The sequence below is a fragment of the Burkholderia sp. BE12 genome (assembly GCF_002959955.1).
GTDB lineage: Bacteria > Pseudomonadota > Gammaproteobacteria > Burkholderiales > Burkholderiaceae > Burkholderia.
On sequence record NZ_PREY01000062.1, the window covers coordinates 1 to 19218 of the forward strand.

General features: G+C 66.3%; 14 protein-coding genes and 3 pseudogenes. 10 read left to right on the forward strand and 7 right to left on the reverse strand.

What is annotated here, in order from left to right:
• Positions 1-99: 99 nt before the first annotated feature.
• Positions 100-3339: an efflux RND transporter permease subunit gene (locus tag C4B30_RS34370; protein ID WP_027786142.1), complete on the reverse strand. Its 3240-nt coding sequence runs from the start codon at positions 3337-3339 to the stop codon at positions 100-102.
• A gap of 267 nt (positions 3340-3606) precedes the next feature.
• On the opposite strand from C4B30_RS34370, the gene C4B30_RS34375 reads away from it, so the two are divergent.
• Positions 3607-4074, forward strand: coding sequence for an MEKHLA domain-containing protein (locus C4B30_RS34375; RefSeq protein ID WP_027786141.1), 468 nt, complete (start codon positions 3607-3609; stop codon positions 4072-4074).
• A 236-nt stretch (positions 4075-4310) separates the two neighbouring features.
• Positions 4311-4589 carry a DUF4148 domain-containing protein gene (locus C4B30_RS34380; protein WP_027786140.1) on the forward strand — a complete coding sequence of 93 codons (279 nt, stop codon included), beginning with the start codon at positions 4311-4313 and terminating at the stop codon, positions 4587-4589.
• Positions 4590-4788: 199 nt separating this feature from the next.
• On the opposite strand, the gene C4B30_RS34390 is transcribed toward C4B30_RS34380, so the two are convergent.
• Complete coding sequence (locus C4B30_RS34390) at positions 4789-5931, reverse strand: FAD binding domain-containing protein (RefSeq protein WP_027786138.1); 1143 nt, start codon at positions 5929-5931, stop codon at positions 4789-4791.
• 41 nt (positions 5932-5972) lie between these two features.
• Complete coding sequence (locus C4B30_RS34395; RefSeq protein WP_027786137.1) at positions 5973-6848, reverse strand: alpha/beta fold hydrolase; 876 nt, start codon at positions 6846-6848, stop codon at positions 5973-5975.
• Positions 6849-6943: 95 nt separating this feature from the next.
• Here C4B30_RS34395 and C4B30_RS36015 point away from each other — a divergent pair, with 95 nt between their 5' ends.
• The gene (locus tag C4B30_RS36015) at positions 6944-7417 is read left to right on the forward strand and encodes a DUF1427 family protein (protein ID WP_227789567.1); all 474 of its coding nucleotides are present in this window, start codon (positions 6944-6946) and stop codon (positions 7415-7417) included.
• Positions 7399-8136 (forward strand): YoaK family protein, encoded by a 738-nt coding sequence (locus C4B30_RS34405; RefSeq protein WP_027786135.1) that lies wholly within the window; start codon positions 7399-7401, stop codon positions 8134-8136. Before C4B30_RS36015 ends, C4B30_RS34405 begins: the two co-directional genes overlap by 19 nt.
• 342 nt (positions 8137-8478) lie before the next feature.
• On the opposite strand, the gene C4B30_RS34410 is transcribed toward C4B30_RS34405, so the two are convergent.
• Together C4B30_RS34410 and C4B30_RS34415 are read right to left on the reverse strand one after the other, a co-directional pair.
• A complete protein-coding gene (locus C4B30_RS34410) occupies positions 8479-9387 on the reverse strand; it encodes a LysR family transcriptional regulator (protein ID WP_027786134.1) in 909 nt (302 codons plus the stop codon).
• 152 nt (positions 9388-9539) lie between these two features.
• Positions 9540-9818, reverse strand: coding sequence for a XapX domain-containing protein (locus C4B30_RS34415; RefSeq protein ID WP_027786133.1), 279 nt, complete (start codon positions 9816-9818; stop codon positions 9540-9542).
• Between the two features lie 306 nt (positions 9819-10124).
• On the opposite strand from C4B30_RS34415, the gene C4B30_RS34420 reads away from it, so the two are divergent.
• The 5 genes from C4B30_RS34420 (at position 10125) to C4B30_RS34445 (ending at position 15928) form a co-directional block, all read left to right on the forward strand.
• On the forward strand, positions 10125-10811 hold the full coding sequence (locus C4B30_RS34420) for a hydrolase (protein ID WP_027786132.1): 687 nt from the start codon (positions 10125-10127) through the stop codon (positions 10809-10811).
• 168 nt (positions 10812-10979) lie between these two features.
• Positions 10980-11147 carry a DUF1427 family protein gene (locus C4B30_RS34425; RefSeq protein ID WP_034185508.1) on the forward strand — a complete coding sequence of 56 codons (168 nt, stop codon included), beginning with the start codon at positions 10980-10982 and terminating at the stop codon, positions 11145-11147.
• 19 nt (positions 11148-11166) lie between these two features.
• Positions 11167-13056 carry an amidohydrolase gene (locus C4B30_RS34430; RefSeq protein WP_027786131.1) on the forward strand — a complete coding sequence of 630 codons (1890 nt, stop codon included), beginning with the start codon at positions 11167-11169 and terminating at the stop codon, positions 13054-13056.
• Between the two features lie 440 nt (positions 13057-13496).
• The gene (locus C4B30_RS34440; RefSeq protein WP_027786130.1) at positions 13497-14450 is read left to right on the forward strand and encodes a VOC family protein; all 954 of its coding nucleotides are present in this window, start codon (positions 13497-13499) and stop codon (positions 14448-14450) included.
• A gap of 14 nt (positions 14451-14464) precedes the next feature.
• Complete coding sequence (locus C4B30_RS34445; RefSeq protein ID WP_027786129.1) at positions 14465-15928, forward strand: alginate export family protein; 1464 nt, start codon at positions 14465-14467, stop codon at positions 15926-15928.
• A gap of 21 nt (positions 15929-15949) precedes the next feature.
• On the opposite strand, the pseudogene C4B30_RS36260 reads toward C4B30_RS34445, so the two are convergent.
• Positions 15950-16169: pseudogene (locus tag C4B30_RS36260) on the reverse strand (LysR substrate-binding domain-containing protein); the annotation flags it as partial.
• Between the two features lie 131 nt (positions 16170-16300).
• On the opposite strand from C4B30_RS36260, the pseudogene C4B30_RS36265 reads away from it, so the two are divergent.
• Positions 16301-17020, forward strand: a pseudogene (locus C4B30_RS36265) (MBL fold metallo-hydrolase); the annotation flags it as partial.
• Positions 17021-18259: 1239 nt separating this feature from the next.
• On the opposite strand, the pseudogene C4B30_RS34460 reads toward C4B30_RS36265, so the two are convergent.
• Positions 18260-18850: pseudogene (locus tag C4B30_RS34460) on the reverse strand (helix-turn-helix domain-containing protein); the annotation flags it as partial.
• Positions 18851-19218: the final 368 nt, after the last annotated feature.

Consider the following 19218-nt stretch of genomic DNA (forward strand, 5'->3'; position numbering starts at 1 on the left):
CTTCGGCGGCGGGCGGCGCGGCGACGGGTTCGATCGAATCGTTCATGATGGGTCCGGGGTCGGGCGAATCGAAGGATGAGAAGGGGCGGGCGTCCGCGCTCAATGCAGCGCCGGCGTATCGGGCGCGTGCTGCGCGCGCCGGGCGGCCGCCGCGTCGCGACGCCGCGCGAGCCACGCGTGGACGAAGCCGAACAGCACCGGCACGAACAGCAGCGTCGAGACCGTGCCGAACGCGAGGCCGCCGATCACCGCGCGGCCGAGCGGCGCGTTCTGCTCGCCGCCGTCGCCGAGGCCGAGCGCCATCGGCAACATGCCGATCAGCATCGCGAGCGCGGTCATCACGACGGGCCGGAAGCGGCTGAAGCCTGCATCGAGCGCGGCCTGCCACGGTGACGCGCCGGCCGCGAGCAGCTCGCGTGCGGCGTTCACGACGAGAATGCTGTTCGCGGTCGCGATGCCGATGCAGAGGATCGTGCCGGTCAGCGCGGGCACCGACAGCGTGGTGCGTGTGACGAACAGCATCCACGCGATGCCGGCGAGCGACGCCGGCAGCCCGCCGACGATCACGAGCGGATCGAGCCACGACTGGAAGTTCACGACCATCAGCAGGTAGACCAGCGAGATCGCGAGCGCGAGGCCGACGAGCAGGCCCGCGAACGACTCGTGCATCGCCTGCACCTGGCCGCGCAGCACGATTGACGAGCCGGGCGGCAGTTGCGCGCGCGCGGCGTCGACGAGCTTCGTCACGTCGGCCGTGACGCCGCCTAGATCGCGCCCCTGCACCGACGCGAAGATGTCGAGCACCGGCTGCACGTTGTAGTGCGACACCACGGCCTGCTGGGTCGAGCGCGAGAACGTGCCGAGCGAGCCGAGCAGGTTCTGCGCGGGCACGCCCGCGGCGGGGCCGCCGGCCGGCGTCTGCGGTGAGCGGGCGGTGCCGGCGGGCAGCGGCACGTTCGCGAGCGACTGCAGCGAATTCACCGTGTATTGCGGCGTCTGCACGAGCACCGGGTAGCTGACGCCGTTGCGCGGATCGAGCCAGAAGTTCGGCGTCGTCTGCGAGCTGCCGGACAGCGCGATCAGCAGGTTCTGCGCGACGTCGCGTTGGTCGAGGCCCGCCTGGATCGCCTTCGTGCGGTCCACGTTCACGTCGATCGCCGGTTCGTCGCCGGGCTGCTGGATGCGTGCGTCGACGAGTCCGCGCACGCCGCGCAGCTTCGCGAGCAATGCATTCGCGACCGCGCGGTTCGGGTCGAGCTTGTTGCCGACGATCTGGATGTCGATCGGCGCGGGCAGCCCGAAATTGAGGATCTGGCTGACGATGTCGGCCGGCAGGAACGCGAACGTCACGCCGGGGAACGACTGCGCGAGCACGTTGCGCAGCTTCGCGACGGTCGCGGCGGTCGGCGCGTGATTCGGCTTCAGCGTGACGAGCACGTCGGCGTCCTCGCTGCCGATCGGATCCGACGAGTCGTACGTGAGGTTGATCCCGCTCGCCGGCACGCCGATGTTGTCCAGCACGCTCGCGAGCTGGTTGGCCGGAATCGCGCCGCGGATCTTTGCTTCGACTTCATCGGTCAGCCGCGCGGTTTCCTCGATCCGCGTGCCGGTCGGCGCGCGCAGGTGCAGGCGGATCTCGCCGGTGTCGACCGACGGGAAGAAGTCCTGCCCGGCGAACGCGTAGAGGCCCGTCGACGCGACGCATGCGAGCAGGAACGCGGCCGCGAAGCGGCGGCGCCGCGCGATCGCCGCGGACAGCAACGCGCGATAGCGCAGCCGCACGGCCTCGAAGCGATGCTCGAACGCGGCCTGGAAACGCGCGATGCGTGCGAATACGCCGCGCGGCGGCCGGCCGTTCCCTTTCGCGCGCATCAGCGCCATCGCGAGCGTCGGCACCAGCGTGCGCGAGAAGAAGTACGACGCGATCATCGCGAAGATAACGGCCTCGGCCAGCGGTACGAACAGATAGCGCGCGACGCCCGTCAGCAGGAACATCGGCACGAACACGATGCAGATCGACAGCGTCGACACGAAGGTCGGCACCGCGATTTCGCCCGCGCCGGTCAGGATCGCGTCCTCGAGCGCCGCGCCGCGCTCGAGATGATGCGTGATGTTCTCGATCGCGACGGTCGCGTCGTCGACGAGGATTCCGACCGCGAGCGCGAGGCCGCCGAGCGTCATGATGTTGATGGTCTGGCCGAGCGCGGACAGCGCGAGCAGCGACGCGAGCACCGCGAGCGGGATCGTGACCGCGATGATCAGCGTCGCGCGCCAGCTGCCGAGAAACAGCAGGATCATCAGCGCGGTCAGGCAGGCGGCGATCAGCGCTTCGCGCACGACGCCCTGGACCGCCGCCTTCACGAACACGGACTGATCGTCGAGCGGCGAAATGTGCAGCGCCTTCGGCAGCCCGGCCGCTATCTTCGGCAGCATCGCCTTCACCTGGTCGATGATCGTCAGCGTCGACGCGCTGCCGGTTTTCTCGATGGTCAGCAGCGCCGCGCGCTTGCCGTCCGCGCGCACGATGTTGGTCTGAGGCGCGTAGCCGTCCCGTACGTGCGCGACGTCGCGCACGTACACGACACTGCCGCCGATCGTCTTCACCGGCAGGTCGTTCAGCGCGGCGACCGTCTGCGTGCTGCCGTTCATCTGCACGTTGTATTCGTGCGTGCCGATTTTCGCGGTGCCGCCCGGCAGAATCAGGTTCTGCGCATTGATCGCGTTGACGACGTCGATCGGCGCGAGCCCTTTCGCCTGCAGCGCGCGCGTATCGAGGTCGACGACGATCTGGCGGATCTTGCCGCCGAACGGCAGCGGCACGGCCGCGCCCTGGACCGTCGCGAGCTGCGTGCGGATGAAGCTGTTGCCGAGGTCGTACAGCTGCTGCTCGGCGAGCGTGTCGCTCGACAGCCCGAGCTGCAGGATCGGCACGGTCGACGCGTTGTACGTGATGATGTTCGGCGGCAGCGTGCCGGGCGGCAGGATGCGCAGGATCGACGCGGCGTTGCTCGCGGCTTCCGCGATCGCGCGATTGATGTCGGCGCCCGGGTGAAAGAAAATCTTCACGACCGACACGCCGTTCAGCGACTGCGACTCGATGTGCTCGATGTCGTCGACGTCGGACGTGAGCGCGCGTTCGTAGTTCGACGTGATCCGCTTGGCCATGTCCTCCGCGGAGAAGCCGTTGTACGACCAGACGATGCTGACGACCGGAATGTCGATGCTCGGGAAAATGTCGGTCGGCGTGCGCAGCAGCGCGAGCGGGCCCGCGATGAAGATCAGCAGCGCGAGTACGACGAACGTGTAAGGCCTGCGTAATGCCAGCCGGACGATCCACATGACGGTGCTCCTCGAAGCAGGGCTCGGATGCGCATTCGATGCGACGAGCGTGCAGTCTGCCGGTGCGGCGTTGACCCGATCCTGACCCGAAGATTACGAAACCGTTATCCGTGCGCCGCGGCGGCATCGGCCGTGCGGCGGGCCGCGCAGCGCGATGCGGGCTGGCTGAACCCTCGTCGCCGACGGGGTGCGCCGCTTCGTCCATATAATGTCCGGCGGCAAACCTTCGCTCATTCGCGTATCTCGCCGATTTCAGGAGCCAGACCGATGTCGTTGCGCACCGATGCAAACTTCTTCTCCCTTCTTGCCGACTCGTATAGCCGGCTCGTGAACCGCCCGCTCGTGCCCGACGGCATGAGCGCATCCGACGGCGCCGCGTGGCTGTACGATACGGCGCCGTTCGGCGTGCTTGCGCACGACACGTCGGCCGATCCGGTGTTCGTGTACGGCAACAAGCGCGCGCAGGCGATTTTCGAATACGACTGGGATGAACTGACGGCGTTGCCGTCGCGTCTGTCGGCGGAGCCGATGGAGCGACACGAGCGCCAGGTGTTTCTCGACAAGGTGATGCGCGACGGCTTCGTGTCCGAATACCGCGGCGTGCGGGTGACGAAGTCCGGCAAGCGGTTCTGGATCGAGTGCGCGACCGTGTGGCAGCTCATGGACGCAGACGGAATCGTGCACGGCCAGGCCGCGATGATTCCGGAAGTACGGCCGCTCGACGCGCCCGCATGAACTCGACGATCAACCGGCATACGGACCGCGTTGCGGGCCCGCGCCGTGCCCGGCGAACCGGAGTCGCCCACCCACGACGGGCGCAGGCGATCAGATAACAAAACCGTAATCGAAGCCTCACCTTCAGGAAAGCGCGCGAATCGCAGAATGGACACCACTCCTCATCGCATCGATGCGGAGCGGATGTCCGGCCTGATCTGCGGACGCGAACACGCCATCTTTGAGAGGTGAACATCATGAACGACCTGATTCGTGCAGTCCTGCTTTCCTGTGCGCTGAGCGCACCGATCGTCGCATTCGCGCAAACGGCCGACCATACGGCCACGCGCGCCGACGTGCGCGCCGACCTGATTCGGGCGGAGCGCGACGGTACGCTGCCGACGTCGAACTGGGACTATCCGCCGAGCACGCAGACGATCGCGCGCAATCGCGAACTGTATGCGATCGCCCATGGCGACCGGCACGCGGAAATGGCCGCGACGTCGGCCTCCGTATCGACCGCGAGCACGCAATGAAGCGGGGCGCCGTCTCGACACGCGCGACGGGGCTGGCGCTCGCCGCGTTGCTTGCGGCGGCAGCGGCCCCGACCGCGGCTTTCGCGCGCGGGCAGCCGCTACTGCCCGATGACGACGGCGGGCGCGCCAGCGTGCTGCGCGCGCTGAATCCCGAGTGCGATCCGTGCCGCGCGGCAGCCGACCGCCGGCCGGCGACCTTTCACGCAGTGCCCATCAGCCGCGCGCCGAGCGCGATCCCGCGCGCGGACAGCAGCGCCCCGGCCGCGCGCTGACGGGCGTCCCAGCCGGCCAGCGCGGCGTCGAACGCGGCGCCGCGCGCGACGTCGCGCAAGGCTTCGGCGAGACCGACCGCGTCGTCCGCCGCTTTCGCGACGCCCGCCGCCGTGTGCGGGCGCACGATGCATGCGGCGTCGCCGAGCAGGACGGCGCGGCCGAAGGCCATGCGTGCGACCGCGAGATCGAGGATCGCCTGCGCGAACGGCGCGGGTGTCGCATCGACGAGCGCGGCGAGCGTCGGTGCGAGCATCCGGTCGGCGGCGTCGACGAGTTCCGCGCGGTTGTCGTCGCGCATCGCGCCGGGCGGCAGCGACCCGTCGCGCTGCGTGCCGTCGCGCGCAAGGAACAGCGACGGCAGCCGGTCGGCTGCCAGACGCCGGTACCACACCCAGTTCACGCGCCGTTTGCCCGGTTCGGTCGCGCCGTCGGTGCCGGGCACGAGATAAGTCAGGAACAGGTGCCGGTCGCCCTGCTGGAACGTGAAGCGTTCGCGCAGCAGATACAGCACCTGCTCGGGCAGCGTATGTTCGTCGACGAGGCCGCGCCACGCGACGTAGCCCGCATACGTCGGCCGCACGTCGGGCAGCAACTGCGCGCGCACGGTCGAGCGACCGCCGTCCGCGCCTATCAGCAAACCCGCCGTCTCGGTGCGGCCGCTCGCGAAATGCGCGACGATCCGCTCGCCGCCCTGCTCGAACCGCTCGAACGCATCGCCGGCCTGGATGATCCCGGCCGGCAGCGCACGCTTGAGCGCCGTGTAGATCACGTTCCACGCGGTCTGCGTCTGCGGCATCGCGAGGCGCTGCACGATTCGGTCCTGCGCATCGACGTAGATCCGGTCGATCGAATCGACGCCGGCGTCGCGCGGCAGCGCTACGCCGCCGAACGCGAACGCGCGCTCGATCGGCGGCTGCAGCACGATGCCGCCGCCGCGGCTGTCGAGCGCATACGGCGATTGCTCGAATACGCGGACGTCCCAGCCGGCCGCGCGCAGCGCGGTCGCCGCGAACAGCCCGCCGACCGATCCGCCGGCGATGACGGCCTTGCGGCCCGATCCGTGTTCCATCCGATGCTCTCCCGGTGATGCCGCGTGCGGCGGGCGTCGCGTCAGCCGGCCCAGCCGCGCAGGAAATCGAGCAGCAGCGCGTTCACGCGCTCGGGCTGCTCTTCGTGCGGCAGATGCCCGCACTGCGCGATCGGCTCGGCACGCAGGTTCGTCGCCATGCCTTCCCATACGGCCTTCATGTCGAACATCTTGCCGACCGCGTAGAAATCCTCGCCCCAGATCGCCATGGTCGGGCACGCGATCCTGACGTCGGCATCGACGAGGTCCTGCCGCACGTCTTCCGCGTTCGCGCGATAGTCGGCCAATGCGCCGCGCACGGCCCCCGGGCGCCGATACGCGCGCACGTAGGTGTCGAACGCGTCGCCCGCGATCGCGTGCGGGTTGTAGCACCAGTCCGCGAAAAAGTAGCTGAGCCATTCGGCTTCCTTGCCGGCGATCAGCGCCTCCGGCAGGTCGGGCACCTGATGGAACAGGAAAAACCAGTATGCGCGCGCCGTTTGCGCGGTCATGTTCTGCGCGACGATGCGCGTCGGCACGTTGTCCATCACGACGAGCCGCTCGACGCGTTCGGGGAAGTCCTTCGCGAAACGCGTCGCGACGCGTGCGCCGCGATCGTGCCCGACGAGCGCGATGCGGTCGATGCCGAGCGCGTCGAGGAGCGCGGCGAGATCGCGCGCCATGTTGCGCTTGTCGTAGCCAGCCGCGGGCTTGTCGGTTTCGCCGTAGCCGCGCAGGTCGGGCGCGATCACGCGATAGTGCCGCGCGAGTGCGGGAATCTGGAAGCGCCACGCGAAGCTGGTTTCGGGGAAGCCGTGCAGCAGCACGACGACGGGCCCGGCGCCGGCGTCGATGACGTGCTGGCGGATGCCGTTCGCCGTAACGGTGTGATGGGTGAGTGCAAGCGTGTCGGTCGTCATGTGGGAATCCCGGTTCTGCGGACGGTGCGCAATACGGCACGCGTCCGATGCTGTCCGAGCATAGGGCAGGCGACGCGCGTCGCGGCTGAATCGTTATGAATCGGCTCGAGCGCGGCGCCGCTGCGTCGCCTGCGGCGCGGGCGCTTCGCGGATGCGCCGGACGCGACACGCTTCAGCGCGGCCGGCCACGCAGGCAGGCGGCCGCCGTGCCGAGCCGTGGCCGGTTCGGCGCTTTCAGAAAAATTCAGTTCGCCGCCATGACATTCAGGCTGGCGTTCCCTAGTCTTGCTTCCGAACCGCCGCACGTGCCGGGCGCCATCCTGTCGGCCCGGCACGCGGCGCAACCGGAACGGACCATGTCTCATCTGATCTCGCCGGGAGCCGGTATCGCAATCGGCTTCCTGTACCACCGCGTGCGCGTGCAATCGCCCGCGGCGCCGCTGATCGCGCCAGCGCGCCTGCTCGGCATCGTCGTTGACGAGCAGGCGGTCCCGCTCGCCGCGCAGGTCCGCGATGCGGACTCCGCCGACAAAACCGCGGAGGCGACGACATGCAGCCCGCGCAAGTAACGGCAGCGGGCGCGGCGGCCCCCGATCCCCTGCGCGGCGAGGACGTGTTCCTCGCATCGATCGCCGGCTATGTCGACACGCTCGGCTTTGTCGCGCTGTTCGGGCTCTTTACCGCGCACGTCACCGGCAACTTCATCCTGATCGGTTCGGGCCTCGCCGGCGTCGGCCAGGGCCTCACGATCAAATGGCTCGCGTTTCCGGCGTTCATCGCGGGAATCGTGGCCGCCCGCCTGCTCGATCACCGGATGCGCGTGCGCGGGCATGGCCCTCGGGCGCGCTCGCTGTACGCGCTGCAGACGATCCTGCTGGCCGGATTCATGCTCGCTGGCGTCGCGGCGTCGCCGATCGGCAGCGCCGATGCGCCCGCGACGATCGTCTGCGGGCTGCTCGGTGCGGCGGCAATGGGCGTGCAGAACGCGCACGGCCGGCTGACCGCGCGCGCCGTCGTCGCGAACACCGTGATGACCGGCAACGTCACGCAGGCTGTCATCGATGCATTCGACTGGCTCGTGCCGATCGCCGCGCCGGCCGAACGGGAAACCGCCCGCGCGCGGCTGCGACGCACGCTGCCGCCGGTCGCCGGTTTCGCGCTCGGCGCGGGCGCCGGCGCGAGCGCCTACCTGTACGCCGGGTTCTGGGCACTGGCGCTGCCGCTCGCGGCGCTCGGCTTCCTCACCTGGCGATCCGGCCGGACCGGCGAGCCGTACGCGTCGCGCTGAACGCCGATTCCGCACGCGGCATCGGCTGCCTGCGCCACCGGGGCTGCGGCGAGCCGCCCCGCGTTTTTCATTTCTTCAACGCTGATTTCAAGCACGGCTTGATCCAGGCCGGCAAGCGGGAGACGGCTCGACCGTTCGCGGCTGCTCGCGTGGAAGCCGGGACTCGGGGTGGCGGATGCACGAATCACGCACCACGCACATCGCGACCGACTCGAAGAAATCGATACCGAGCGTCCCAAGCACGCAGGCATCGTTCAACGTGATCGAGCAGCCCGGGAAGGCGTTGGAACCTGTCTGCGAACCGTTCGATCGACGCTGCGGGCGGTCACGGAAAGAGTCGCGTCACGCGCGCGCGGTGAACCGGTCGACGAGGTCCGGATGACCGAGCTGTTCGACCCACCAGCGCAGCGCGCGCCCGGCTTCGTCGGCGCGCCACGCGATATAGCAATGGGTCGTGTCGCGCATGCCGGTGACTTCCCGCGCGACCAGCCTGCCTTGCGCGATCGCGGGCGCCGCGATGCAGTCCGGGAGCGTACCCACCGCGAGTCCTTCGCATTGCGCGGCCAGTTTCGCCGCGAGCGTCGGCACCGCGAGATACGGTTGGCCAGCGTCAATCGCGACCGACTGCGGCTGAAGTTCGCGGGACGTGTCGGAGATCACCGCGCCGCGATACTCGACGATCGACGCCATCGACAGCGGTTCGGGCAGCGCCGCGAGCGGATGGGTAGGGGCGAGCGCGAACACGTGCCGGAGCGTGCCGATTGGCTGCGCCACGATGTCCGGCAGTTCGGGCGGCTCGCCCGCCGCGCCGACGATCAGATCGGTCCGCCGCGAAATCAGCGCATCCCAGGTGCCGCCGAGCACTTCGGTGGAGAGTCGCAGCCGCGTGTCCATGTCAAGCTCGTAGAACGCGTGGACGTATGGCCACATCATGTCGAAGGGCAGTATCTCGGCGATGCAGACGCGGACCTCGGTTTCCCACCCTTGCTGCGCGCGTTGTGCCTTCCGTTCAAGCTGTTCGGCAGCATGAAGAAGACGACGGCCTTCCTCGACGACGACGCGGCCCGCGCGCGTGAGCTTCGCACGACGCCCGCTGCGATCGAACAACGCGACGTCGAGGTCGCTCTCGAGCTTCTGTACGACGTACGTCAGTGCAGACGGCACGCGGTGCACCAACTCCGCCGCGTCAGCAAACGTACCGGTGCGTTCGATCGCGTCCAGTGCCTCGAGTGCTTCGAAAGACAGCTTCATGGCGAATTCCGCTAGGGCATCGGACGGTGTCGGACCGTCGCGCGACGCTGAATCCAATACTGTTCACGACGGTTCGTTACCCGACGTGCCGAGACACGCACGCCTGTGCGCCAACGGTCGGGTCGCCGCCGCGTTGGCTCGACGTCTGCCTGTCACGTCGGTGTCGATTCGCGGCGCTTCACGGAAGCGTCGGTGTGTGCGCCGGGCAGTGCGCCGAACATGTGCTGGCTGCACTTTGCGTCGCGCCACGCGGTTCCCGGCCGGATTCCGTCGATCATCCGTCGCACCACGGGAAGAATCTGTTCGCCGGCCAGAATGCCGAGCAGGCCGACCAGGGCGACGGCGGGCGGCGCCGGCGATTGCACGCCGATCAGCGCGTAAACGACGCCGGCGAGGATGCCGGCGAAAAGTGAAGCAGTGTACGGTTTCATAGGTCCGGAATGGAATGACGGCCGTTAAAAAATATGGATGAATACCGGTCTGGCGTCGATCCGAAAGTCTTGGGCCAGCCTATCAGGTCTGCGCGTTCGTCGTTGGCCCATTCAACGAAATTCAGATCTTTTCAGTCTGAATTTGGAGCGTGGCGAGAATCAGAACAATTAACTGGCGCGGTCGCATATTCACGTATTGAATGACGCAGGCCGACTGCCGACGCTTCCGACACCGCGCATTGGATGCTTCGGGGATTCGTCGGCCAGGCGAGCCTCATTTTCTCCGCGTCAAAGGACATCATCACCATGAGCAATCCGAAGCTTGAAGTACTTACTCCGCACAACAGCCAGCTGATCTTCATCGACCAGCAGCCGCAGATGGCGTTCGGCGTGCAGTCGATCGATCGCCAGACGCTGAAGAACAACGTCGTCGGGCTCGCGAAGGCCGCGAAGGTCTTCAACATCCCGACCACGATCACGACGGTCGAAAGCGAGAGCTTCTCGGGCCACACCTATCCCGAGCTGCTCGACGTGTTCCCGAACCAGAAGACGCTCGAGCGCACGTCGATGAATTCGTGGGACGACCAGAAGGTGCGCGACGCGCTCGCCGCGAACGGCCGCAAGAAGGTGGTCGTGTCGGGCCTGTGGACCGAGGTCTGCAATACGACGTTCGCGCTGTGCGCGATGCTGGAAGGCGACTACGAGATCTACATGGTCGCCGACGCATCGGGCGGCACGTCGCTGGCTGCGCACGACATCGCGATGCAGCGCATGGTGCAGGCCGGCGTGGTGCCGGTCACGTGGCAGCAGGTCCTGCTCGAATGGCAGCGCGACTGGGCGCACCGCGAGACGTACGACGCGGTGATGGCGATCGCGAAGGAGCATTCGGGCGCATACGGGATGGGCGTGGACTACGCGTACACGATGCTCCACAAGGCGCCGCAACGCACCGCGACGCCGCACGAGTCGATTCCGCCCGTTCCGGCGAAGTAAGCGCGGACGGCCTGCAACGGCTGATGCCGGTGCGGCGGGTTCGATGCGAACGCGCCGCATTGGCTCCATTGCCGCGGGCGGCGGACGTGACCGAAACACGAATGCCGCCCGCGGCATGCTGGTCGGAACACTGCGCCTGCATTTGAAATTGTCCGGGAGATTTATTGCATGGAACCTTATCTGGTTTCCCTTGGTGCGGGCGTGCTGATCGGTGTGATTTACAGCGCCATCAAGGTTCGCTCTCCCGCACCGCCGCTGATTGCGCTGGTCGGGTTGCTCGGCATGCTGATCGGCGTGCAAGCCTTACCCACCGTCAAACAACTCTTTGGCTTCTGATCGACAAGAGGTGATGCATATGACCGCAACCGTGACCCAACCGGATCTGATCCTGCATAACGGACGATTCACGACGCTCGACCGCGCGAACCCCGTCGCGACGGCGGTCGCGATTGCCGCCGGGCGCTTCGTCGCCGTCGGCAGCGAAGCGGACGTGATGCCGCTCGCGGGCCGCGCGACGAAGGTGGTCGATCTCGGCGGCCGCGGCGTGCTGCCGGGCCTGATCGACAACCACTGCCACGTGATTCGTGGCGGACTGAACTACAACATGGAACTGCGCTGGGACGGCGTGCCGTCGCTCGCGGTCGCGATGGAGATGCTGAAGCGCCAGGTCGCGATCACGCCCGCGCCGCAGTGGGTGCGCGTGGTCGGCGGCTTCACCGAACATCAGTTCGTGGAGAAACGGCTGCCGACGATCGACGAACTCAATGCAGTCGCGCCCGATACGCCCGTGTTCATCCTGCACCTGTACGATCGCGCGTTGCTGAACGCGGCGGCGCTGCGTGTCGTCGGCTATACGAAGGACACGCCGGAGCCGCCTGGCGGGACCATCCTTCGCGATGCCGCCGGCAATCCGACCGGCCTGCTGCTCGCGAACCCGAACGCTACGATCCTCTACGCGACGCTCGCGAAGGGCCCGAAGCTGCCGTTCGAGTATCAGTACAACTCGACGCGCCATTTCATGCGCGAGCTGAACCGGCTGGGCGTGACGGGCGTGATCGACGCGGGCGGCGGTTCACAGAATTATCCCGACGATTACGAAGTGATCCGCAAGCTGCACGACTCGGGCGAGATGACGATCCGGATCGCGTACAACCTGTTCACGCAGAAGCCGAACGCGGAGAAGGAAGACTTCGTGAACTGGACGAAGAGCGTCAAGTACCACGATGGAACCGACTACTTCCGCAATAACGGCGCCGGCGAGATGCTGGCGTTTTCCGCGGCCGATTTCGAAGACTTTCGCGTAGCACGGCCGGACCTGCCGGAGCAGATGGAGGACGATCTCGAAGGCGTCGTGCGCGTGCTCGCGGAAAACCGTTGGCCGTGGCGCATGCATGCGACCTACGACGAAACGATCAGCCGCGCGCTCGACGTGTTCGAGAAGGTCAACGCGGACGTCCCGCTTGAAGGGCTGAACTGGTTCTTCGATCACGCGGAAACGATCACCGAGAAATCGATGGATCGAATCGCCGCGCTCGGCGGCGGTATCGCGGTGCAGCACCGGATGGCGTACCAGGGCGAATACTTTGTCGAGCGCTACGGCGCGCAAGCCGCCGAGGCGACGCCGCCTGTCGCGAAGATGCTCGCCAAGGGGCTCAAGGTGTCGGCCGGCACCGACGCGACGCGCGTCGCGTCGTACAACCCGTGGGTGTCGCTCGCATGGCTCGTGACGGGCAAGACGGTCGGCGGCATGCGCATGTATCCGCAGCGCAACCTGCTCGATCGCGAAACCGCGCTGCGGATGTGGACCGAGTACGTGACGTGGTTCTCGAACGAAGAGGGCAAGAAAGGACGCATCGCGGTGGGGCAGCTTGCCGACTTGGTCGTCCCGGATCGCGATTTCTTCGCGTGTGCGGAGGACGATATCGCCGCCACGACCGCGTTGCTGACGGTGGTCGACGGGAAGATCGTGTGGGGCGCGGGGCCATTCGCATCGCACGACGCGCCGATCCCGCCGGCGATGCCGGACTGGTCGCCCGTGCGCGAGTTCGGCGGTTACGGCGGCTGGGGCGCGACGCAGCGCAACGGCGCGCCGCTGCAACGCGCGGCGGCCGCCGCGATGTGCGCCTGCGCGAATGAATGCACCGTTCACCAGCATGCGCACGCAGGCGCATGGGGGAGCGCGTTGCCGACGTCCGACGCGAAGGGCTTCTGGGGCGCGTTCGGGTGCTCTTGCTGGGCGATCTGATAGGGCGATGCATACCACTTGCGACTCCGCGGCATGGGTCCGCACGCGGGTGTCGCGGCCGTGGGTGCTGCCGAAATGGCCGCCGAGTTCTGGAACATGACACACATTGCGCGCTTCATGGCCCATAACGCATTTTTCGAAGCTCCGGGATTGATCGGTGGGCTCGTCCTCGTCACCGTGCTCGACGATAGACGAGACCCCCGCTCGCACGGTCCCGCAATTCGGTGATGTCGCGACGACCGTGCTGAAACGACGAGTCTGCTCCGGCCGGCCCGCCCGCCCAGGAAGTCGCGCGCGTCCGGTTGCGGCGCGCGCTGCCGCCGCGGTGCTCGTGTTTCCCGCCTGTCGTCCGGGCCGCCCGGATGAGCGGCCGGCATCCCGCTGAATCCAAATCCGCGCGCGGCCCGAGGCCGCGCGCGTCACCATCAAGGAGAAAACCGATGAGTTCACTGAACCTGCGCAACATGCTGCGCATGACCGCCGCGTCGTCGGCCGTGCTCGCCGCGCTGCTGGTCGGCGCGCCGGCACTCGCCGACGAAACTCACCTCGACGACGTCGCGTCGCCGGCCGCCGCGGCGCGCTTCCCCGCGATCGCGGTCGGCCCGCAGTACGACACGACTCACGTGTGCGTGGCGCCGGAAGACTTCGACCGGTTTACCGACAGCTTCGTCGCGACCTTCGGCGGCAAGAAGTCGAAGCAGGGCGTGTTCCAGGTCACGCCGACGCCGAGCCAGACGATGTCGCAGCTCGTGCTCACGCCGGTCGGCACGATCTCGGTGTTCGGCTTCAAGACGCCGATTCCGTATCCGTTCTGTGAGGAACGCACCGGCTATCTCGTCACGGACATGGACGTCGCGGTGAAAGCGGCGCGCGCGCATGGCGCGGACATCGTCGTGACGACGTTCCCCGATCCGATCGGGCGCGACGCGATCGTTCGCTGGCCGGGCGGCGTGAACATGCAGCTGTACTGGCACACGCAGGCGCCGAACTACGACGCGCTGCAGACGGTGCCGGAGAATCGCGTGTACGTATCGCCGGAAAGCGCGAGCAAGCTCGCACACAACTTCGCCGCGTTCTCGCACGGCAAGATCGTGTCCGACGTGCGCCATGCACCGGGCATCGAGATCGGCCGGCCGAACGACACGTATCGCCGCATTCGCATCGAATCGGGCTTCGGCAAGATGACCGTGCTCGCGACCGACGGCCACCTGCCTTACCCGTTCGGGCGCGAAATGACGGGCTACGAAGTGGCCGATCTCGCCGCGACGCTGAAGCAGGCCGAAGCGGCCGGCGTGACGGTGCTCGTGCCGCCGTTCAAGTCGGACGGCCGTGACGCGGCGCTCGTGCAGTTCCCGGGCGGCTACGTCGCCGAAATCCACGCGCGATCGAAATGACGGTGCGCCGGCCGATGAAGCGATCGTGGCGCGGCGCGCTGCCGTGCGTCGTGCTGGCGGGGGGCGCCGCGTTGCACGCGGGGGCGGCCGTCGGCGCCGATGCCGATGTAGCGGCGGCCGGCGCGGCCGCGTCGCCGGCCGCGGCCGCCGCGGCGTCGTGCACCGCGAAGCGCCCGACGGTGCTGTTCAACCGTTGGCAGGAAGACTGGTCGGTGCTCGCGAATCCGTGCGTGCCGCGCAAGCCGTTCGATGCGCTGAAGTACGTGAGGCTCGGCGACGATCCGTCGACCTATCTGTCGCTCGGCGCCAACCTGCGCGAACGCTTCGAGCTGAACAACGCGCCGCTGTTCGGCCTGGGCGCCGCGCATGACGACAACTACGTGATCCAGCGCGCGAACGTGCATGCGGACCTGCGGTATCGCGGGCATCTGCAGGCGTTCGTGCAGTTCGTCGATGCGCGGCCGTTCGGCAAGGACACGGTCGGCCCGGTCGACAAGGATCAGCTCGACCTCGAGCAGGCGTTCGTCGCGTACGTCGATCAACTGGGGCCGGGCACGTTCAAGACGCGGATCGGCCGGCAGGAGATGGCGTTCGACCTGCAGCGTTTCGTGTCGGTGCGCGACGGCCCGAACGTGCGGCAGGCGTACGACGGACTGTGGACCGATTACGAAATCGGCAAATGGCGGCTGATCGGCTATGTGACGCGCCCGGTGCAGTATCGCAATGCGGCCATGTTCGACGACGTGTCGAACCGGCACCTGCGATTCGACGGCGTGCGCGTCGAGCGCACCGGAACCGGGCCCGGCGATCTGTCGGCGTACTGGTCGCGCTATACGCGCGACAACGCGCGCTATCCGGATGCATCCGGCACCGAGCGGCGCGACGTATTCGACATGCGCTACGCGGGCAAGACCGACGGATTCGACTGGGACGTCGAGGCGATGCTGCAGACGGGCCACGTCGGGCAGGACACGGTCGGCGCGTGGGCGTTCGGCGCGCTGGGCGGCTACACGTTCGCGAAGACGGCCGGCACGCCGCGCATCGGCATCCAGGTCGACGGTGCGTCGGGCGACGCGCATCCGGGCGACCGGCGCGTCGGCACGTTCAACCCGATGTTTCCGAACGGCTATTACTTCACGCTCGCCGGCTATACCGGATACAGCAACCTGATCCATGTGAAGCCCTCGCTGACCTTCAAGCCGGCCAGTTCGGTCACGGTGCTCACCGCCGTCGGCTTCCAGTGGCGGCAGACGACTGCCGACGCGATCTACGGGCAGGGGATGTCGGCGGTGCCGGGCACGGCCGGCAAGGGCGGCGCGTGGACGGGGATGTACGCGCAGGCGCGCGTCGACTGGCTCGTCGACGCGAACGTCGCGCTCGCGCTCGAGGCCGTGCACTTCCAGCTCGGCTCGTCGATTCGCGCACTCGGCGCGCGCAATGCCGACTATGTCGGGATGGAAGCGAAGTTCGGCTGGTGACGCGTCGCGTCGCCGCGCGTATCAGCACTGCGCGCTGGCGAGCGATTCGACGCAATCGATGAACGCGGTCACGCGCTTCGAGCCGCGCTGGTTCGGCAGGTACAGGGCGGTGATCACCACGCGCCGAGCCCGGCGTCACGCCGTACTGTCCGAACAGCCGCTGCAGGCGGCCTGCTTCGAGATCCGCACCGACCAGTCAGTCGGGCAGCAGCGCGATGCCGGCACTGTCGAGCGCGGCCTCGGTGTCTTCAGGACAATTCAGGCGCCGCTCAGGATTTTCGCCGCGGCGCCCGATAAGCTGCGCGGCATCGCGTGTCGTGCGGGTCGTTCCGTTCATGGCCGGGCGCGCGCACGTTTCGTCACGGAGATCGCATGAAGACCCTGTTCCGGCACGCGTGCGTTGCGCATGCGGCCCGTTTGCTGATCGTGGCCGGGTGCGTGGGCCTGTCGACGCCTGCGGCGTTTGCGCAGGCCGGCGTGCAGCCCGACGTCCACGCCAATGCGCAACCCGAAGCGCAATCCACGGCGCAATCCATGGCGCCTGCCCCCGCCGCGGCCCGGCAGCCTCCCGGCTTCTACCGACTGAAGATCGGCGACTTCACGGTGATCGCGCTGTCCGACGGCACCCATCCGTTTCCGGTCGACACGGTGTTTCGCGACATCTCGAAGGCCGAGATCCGGCGCGACCTCGACCGCGCATTCCTGGAGCCGCCCGTGCAGGGGTCGATCAATGCGTTCCTGGTCGATACCGGATCGAAGCGGATCCTCGTCGATGCGGGCGCCGGCACGCTGTACGGCGATTGCTGCGGCAAGCTGCTCGACGACCTGCGCGCGGCGGGCTATGCACCCGAACAGATCGACGAAGTGCTGCTCACGCACCTGCACAAGGACCATGTCGGCGGCATTGCGTCGAACGGCGCGATGACGTTTCCGAATGCCGTCGTGCGGGTGAACGCGGTCGAGGCCGCGTATTGGCTCGATCCCGCCAACAAGGCGAAAGCGCCGGCGTTCCTCGCGTCGTTCTTCGATGCGGCCGCCGCGGCCGTCGCATCGTTACGTAAACAGGGCGGCATCACCCAATTTGCCTCCGAAGTCGGGATCAATCTTAACAACAGTGTGCCGGCTGGCCACTGCCGCACAACCCGGCCATCAGTTACCGATGGTCCGGGGAAGGGGCACGGGTCGATTGCATCGTGGCGAATCGGTTTGCATCGTCCCGCTGGGAAGAATGACGACCTTCGAATAGCCCCACAATTCTCTTGCAAATCTATTGATAGTAACTATAGCCTTGAAAGCTCAATCATAAGCATGAGACCGATAAAAATGAAAACCAGGGATCTTGTAATTGCGATAGCCGTCGGGGGATTGGTTATCGGATGCACCTACGCATACTTGCGTGGAAGTAATCAATCGACTGCTTTACTGACATCAAGCGCCGAATCTGCTTTGCAAGGGGCGTCTCGCCTCCACTCATTCGGACAAACAGCCGCAGCGCGCACACCACATCCGAGTGTGAGAGGAACTACCCCGGTTGAACTCTCAACTGACCATTCGGCATCCGTCGGCGGCATCGATTCGACCGGCACCGGCGTCCGTGACGATGTCGAAAAATATATCGAAAACCATTATCAAGATCCGGCGCAACGGGCCGCGATGATGCGTTACGCCGCGTCTCAACGAGATTTCATTATAAATGGCGGGACCCGTGAGCGAGCTGTCGCGGATATGACAAATGTATTCAAATCTCTTGATTGTATAAGCAAGTTGATAGGGCGCAGCGGGATGGACGATTCTCAAATCGTTCTTTCGATGATGCTGAATACAAAGGAGCGGTGGCAAGCATATTCGGTGGCAATGAAGAATATGTCCGGGCACATTTACATGGAAACATTGAGAGATCCATGTAAAAATTAATTCTGGTAATTCTGCCTCTCTTTTCTTCAGTTGCATTTTCCCAGCAAACGGACGATACGTGTGACTCGCCTTATGAAATTGTATACAGCAATGGAATTTTGAATAATTCCGGAAATATCATCGATGATCGGAATACTTTGTCATCAATGGTCGGGGCAAAATTCAACGGAACGGCCGTGTATTATGGCGCAAGCCCAAACGAATCAGATGGATTTTTGGATGATCTCATAACGGTTTATACCCAAAAATTATCGGAAAATCCAACGTGGAATTGGGAAATGTTGTCTCGGGTTGCGAGTGGCTTTGTTAGCGATATAGCCCCTGATATCGTCAACGGGATCCAGTAATGATCGCCGGCGTCAGGGATCAAGCATATTCGACACTGAGTGTCAAATTTGAGTCGAAGTATTCCTACGTAGTCTTGCCTGGCGTTACGTTGCGGAACACGCTGTACTTGTCGCTATAGAACGCCCCCGGCTTGCCGTGGCACTCGATATACATTCGCGTCGCCTCGAAGTAGCTGAAGGTCGATTCCTCGAACCACCGATGGTCGCTGCCGTCGATCTGGATCAGTTCGCCCAGACACGCCCGGCGTGCTCGCGGCTGATACACCTTCGGCGGCCGTTGCCGGCGCGGAATCCACAGCCCAGCCTCCGTCATCAGCTTCCTGACCGTCTCCTTGGCCAGCCGAATGCCGTGGCATTCCCAAAGCTTCTCGCAGGCCAGTGTCGGCCCGAAATCGGCGTAGCGATCGCGGATGATCGTCAGCGCCCGGTCGGCGGCTCCTGGATCCAGCCGACGATTGCCGGGCTTCGATCGGTGTCCCGATACCAATCCCGCCGCGCCATGCTCCCGAAGCCGGGCAACCAGCCGACGAACCTGCCGCGTCGTCAATTCCAGCCGTTCTGCCGCCCGCCACGGCTTGAGCCTGCCATCCGCCACGTCCTGAATGACCTTGAACCGGTCCAGTTCGCGCATCGTCATCGTGATCCGCTCCGTTGCAGCCATCGCAGCCTCCGGCGGCGGACACCCGGCGGCCGAACAGCTTACGCGGCACAAAAGCGGACATTTCTATGTAGCCAAAAGCGGACATTTCAATCTAGCCACTACAACCAATGTCATACCCGGATTCAGATGTCGTAGCGCCAGCTAAATACAGATGTCGCATGTTTCATCCGCTTTCTCGTCATTCAGCATTGAAGCGCCGAGCCTGAAGCAGCAGGGCGCTTACGCTCACCCGCGGGCCTTCGCAGACCGCCGCTCAGTTCCTGCGTTTGATGTGACCTCCAGAATCGCCGTCTCCATGTCAGCCGCCGTGAACCGGCGCGGTTTCTTGGTGCCGGGTTGCGCTTCGTTCTCCCGCACCGGAAGCCCTC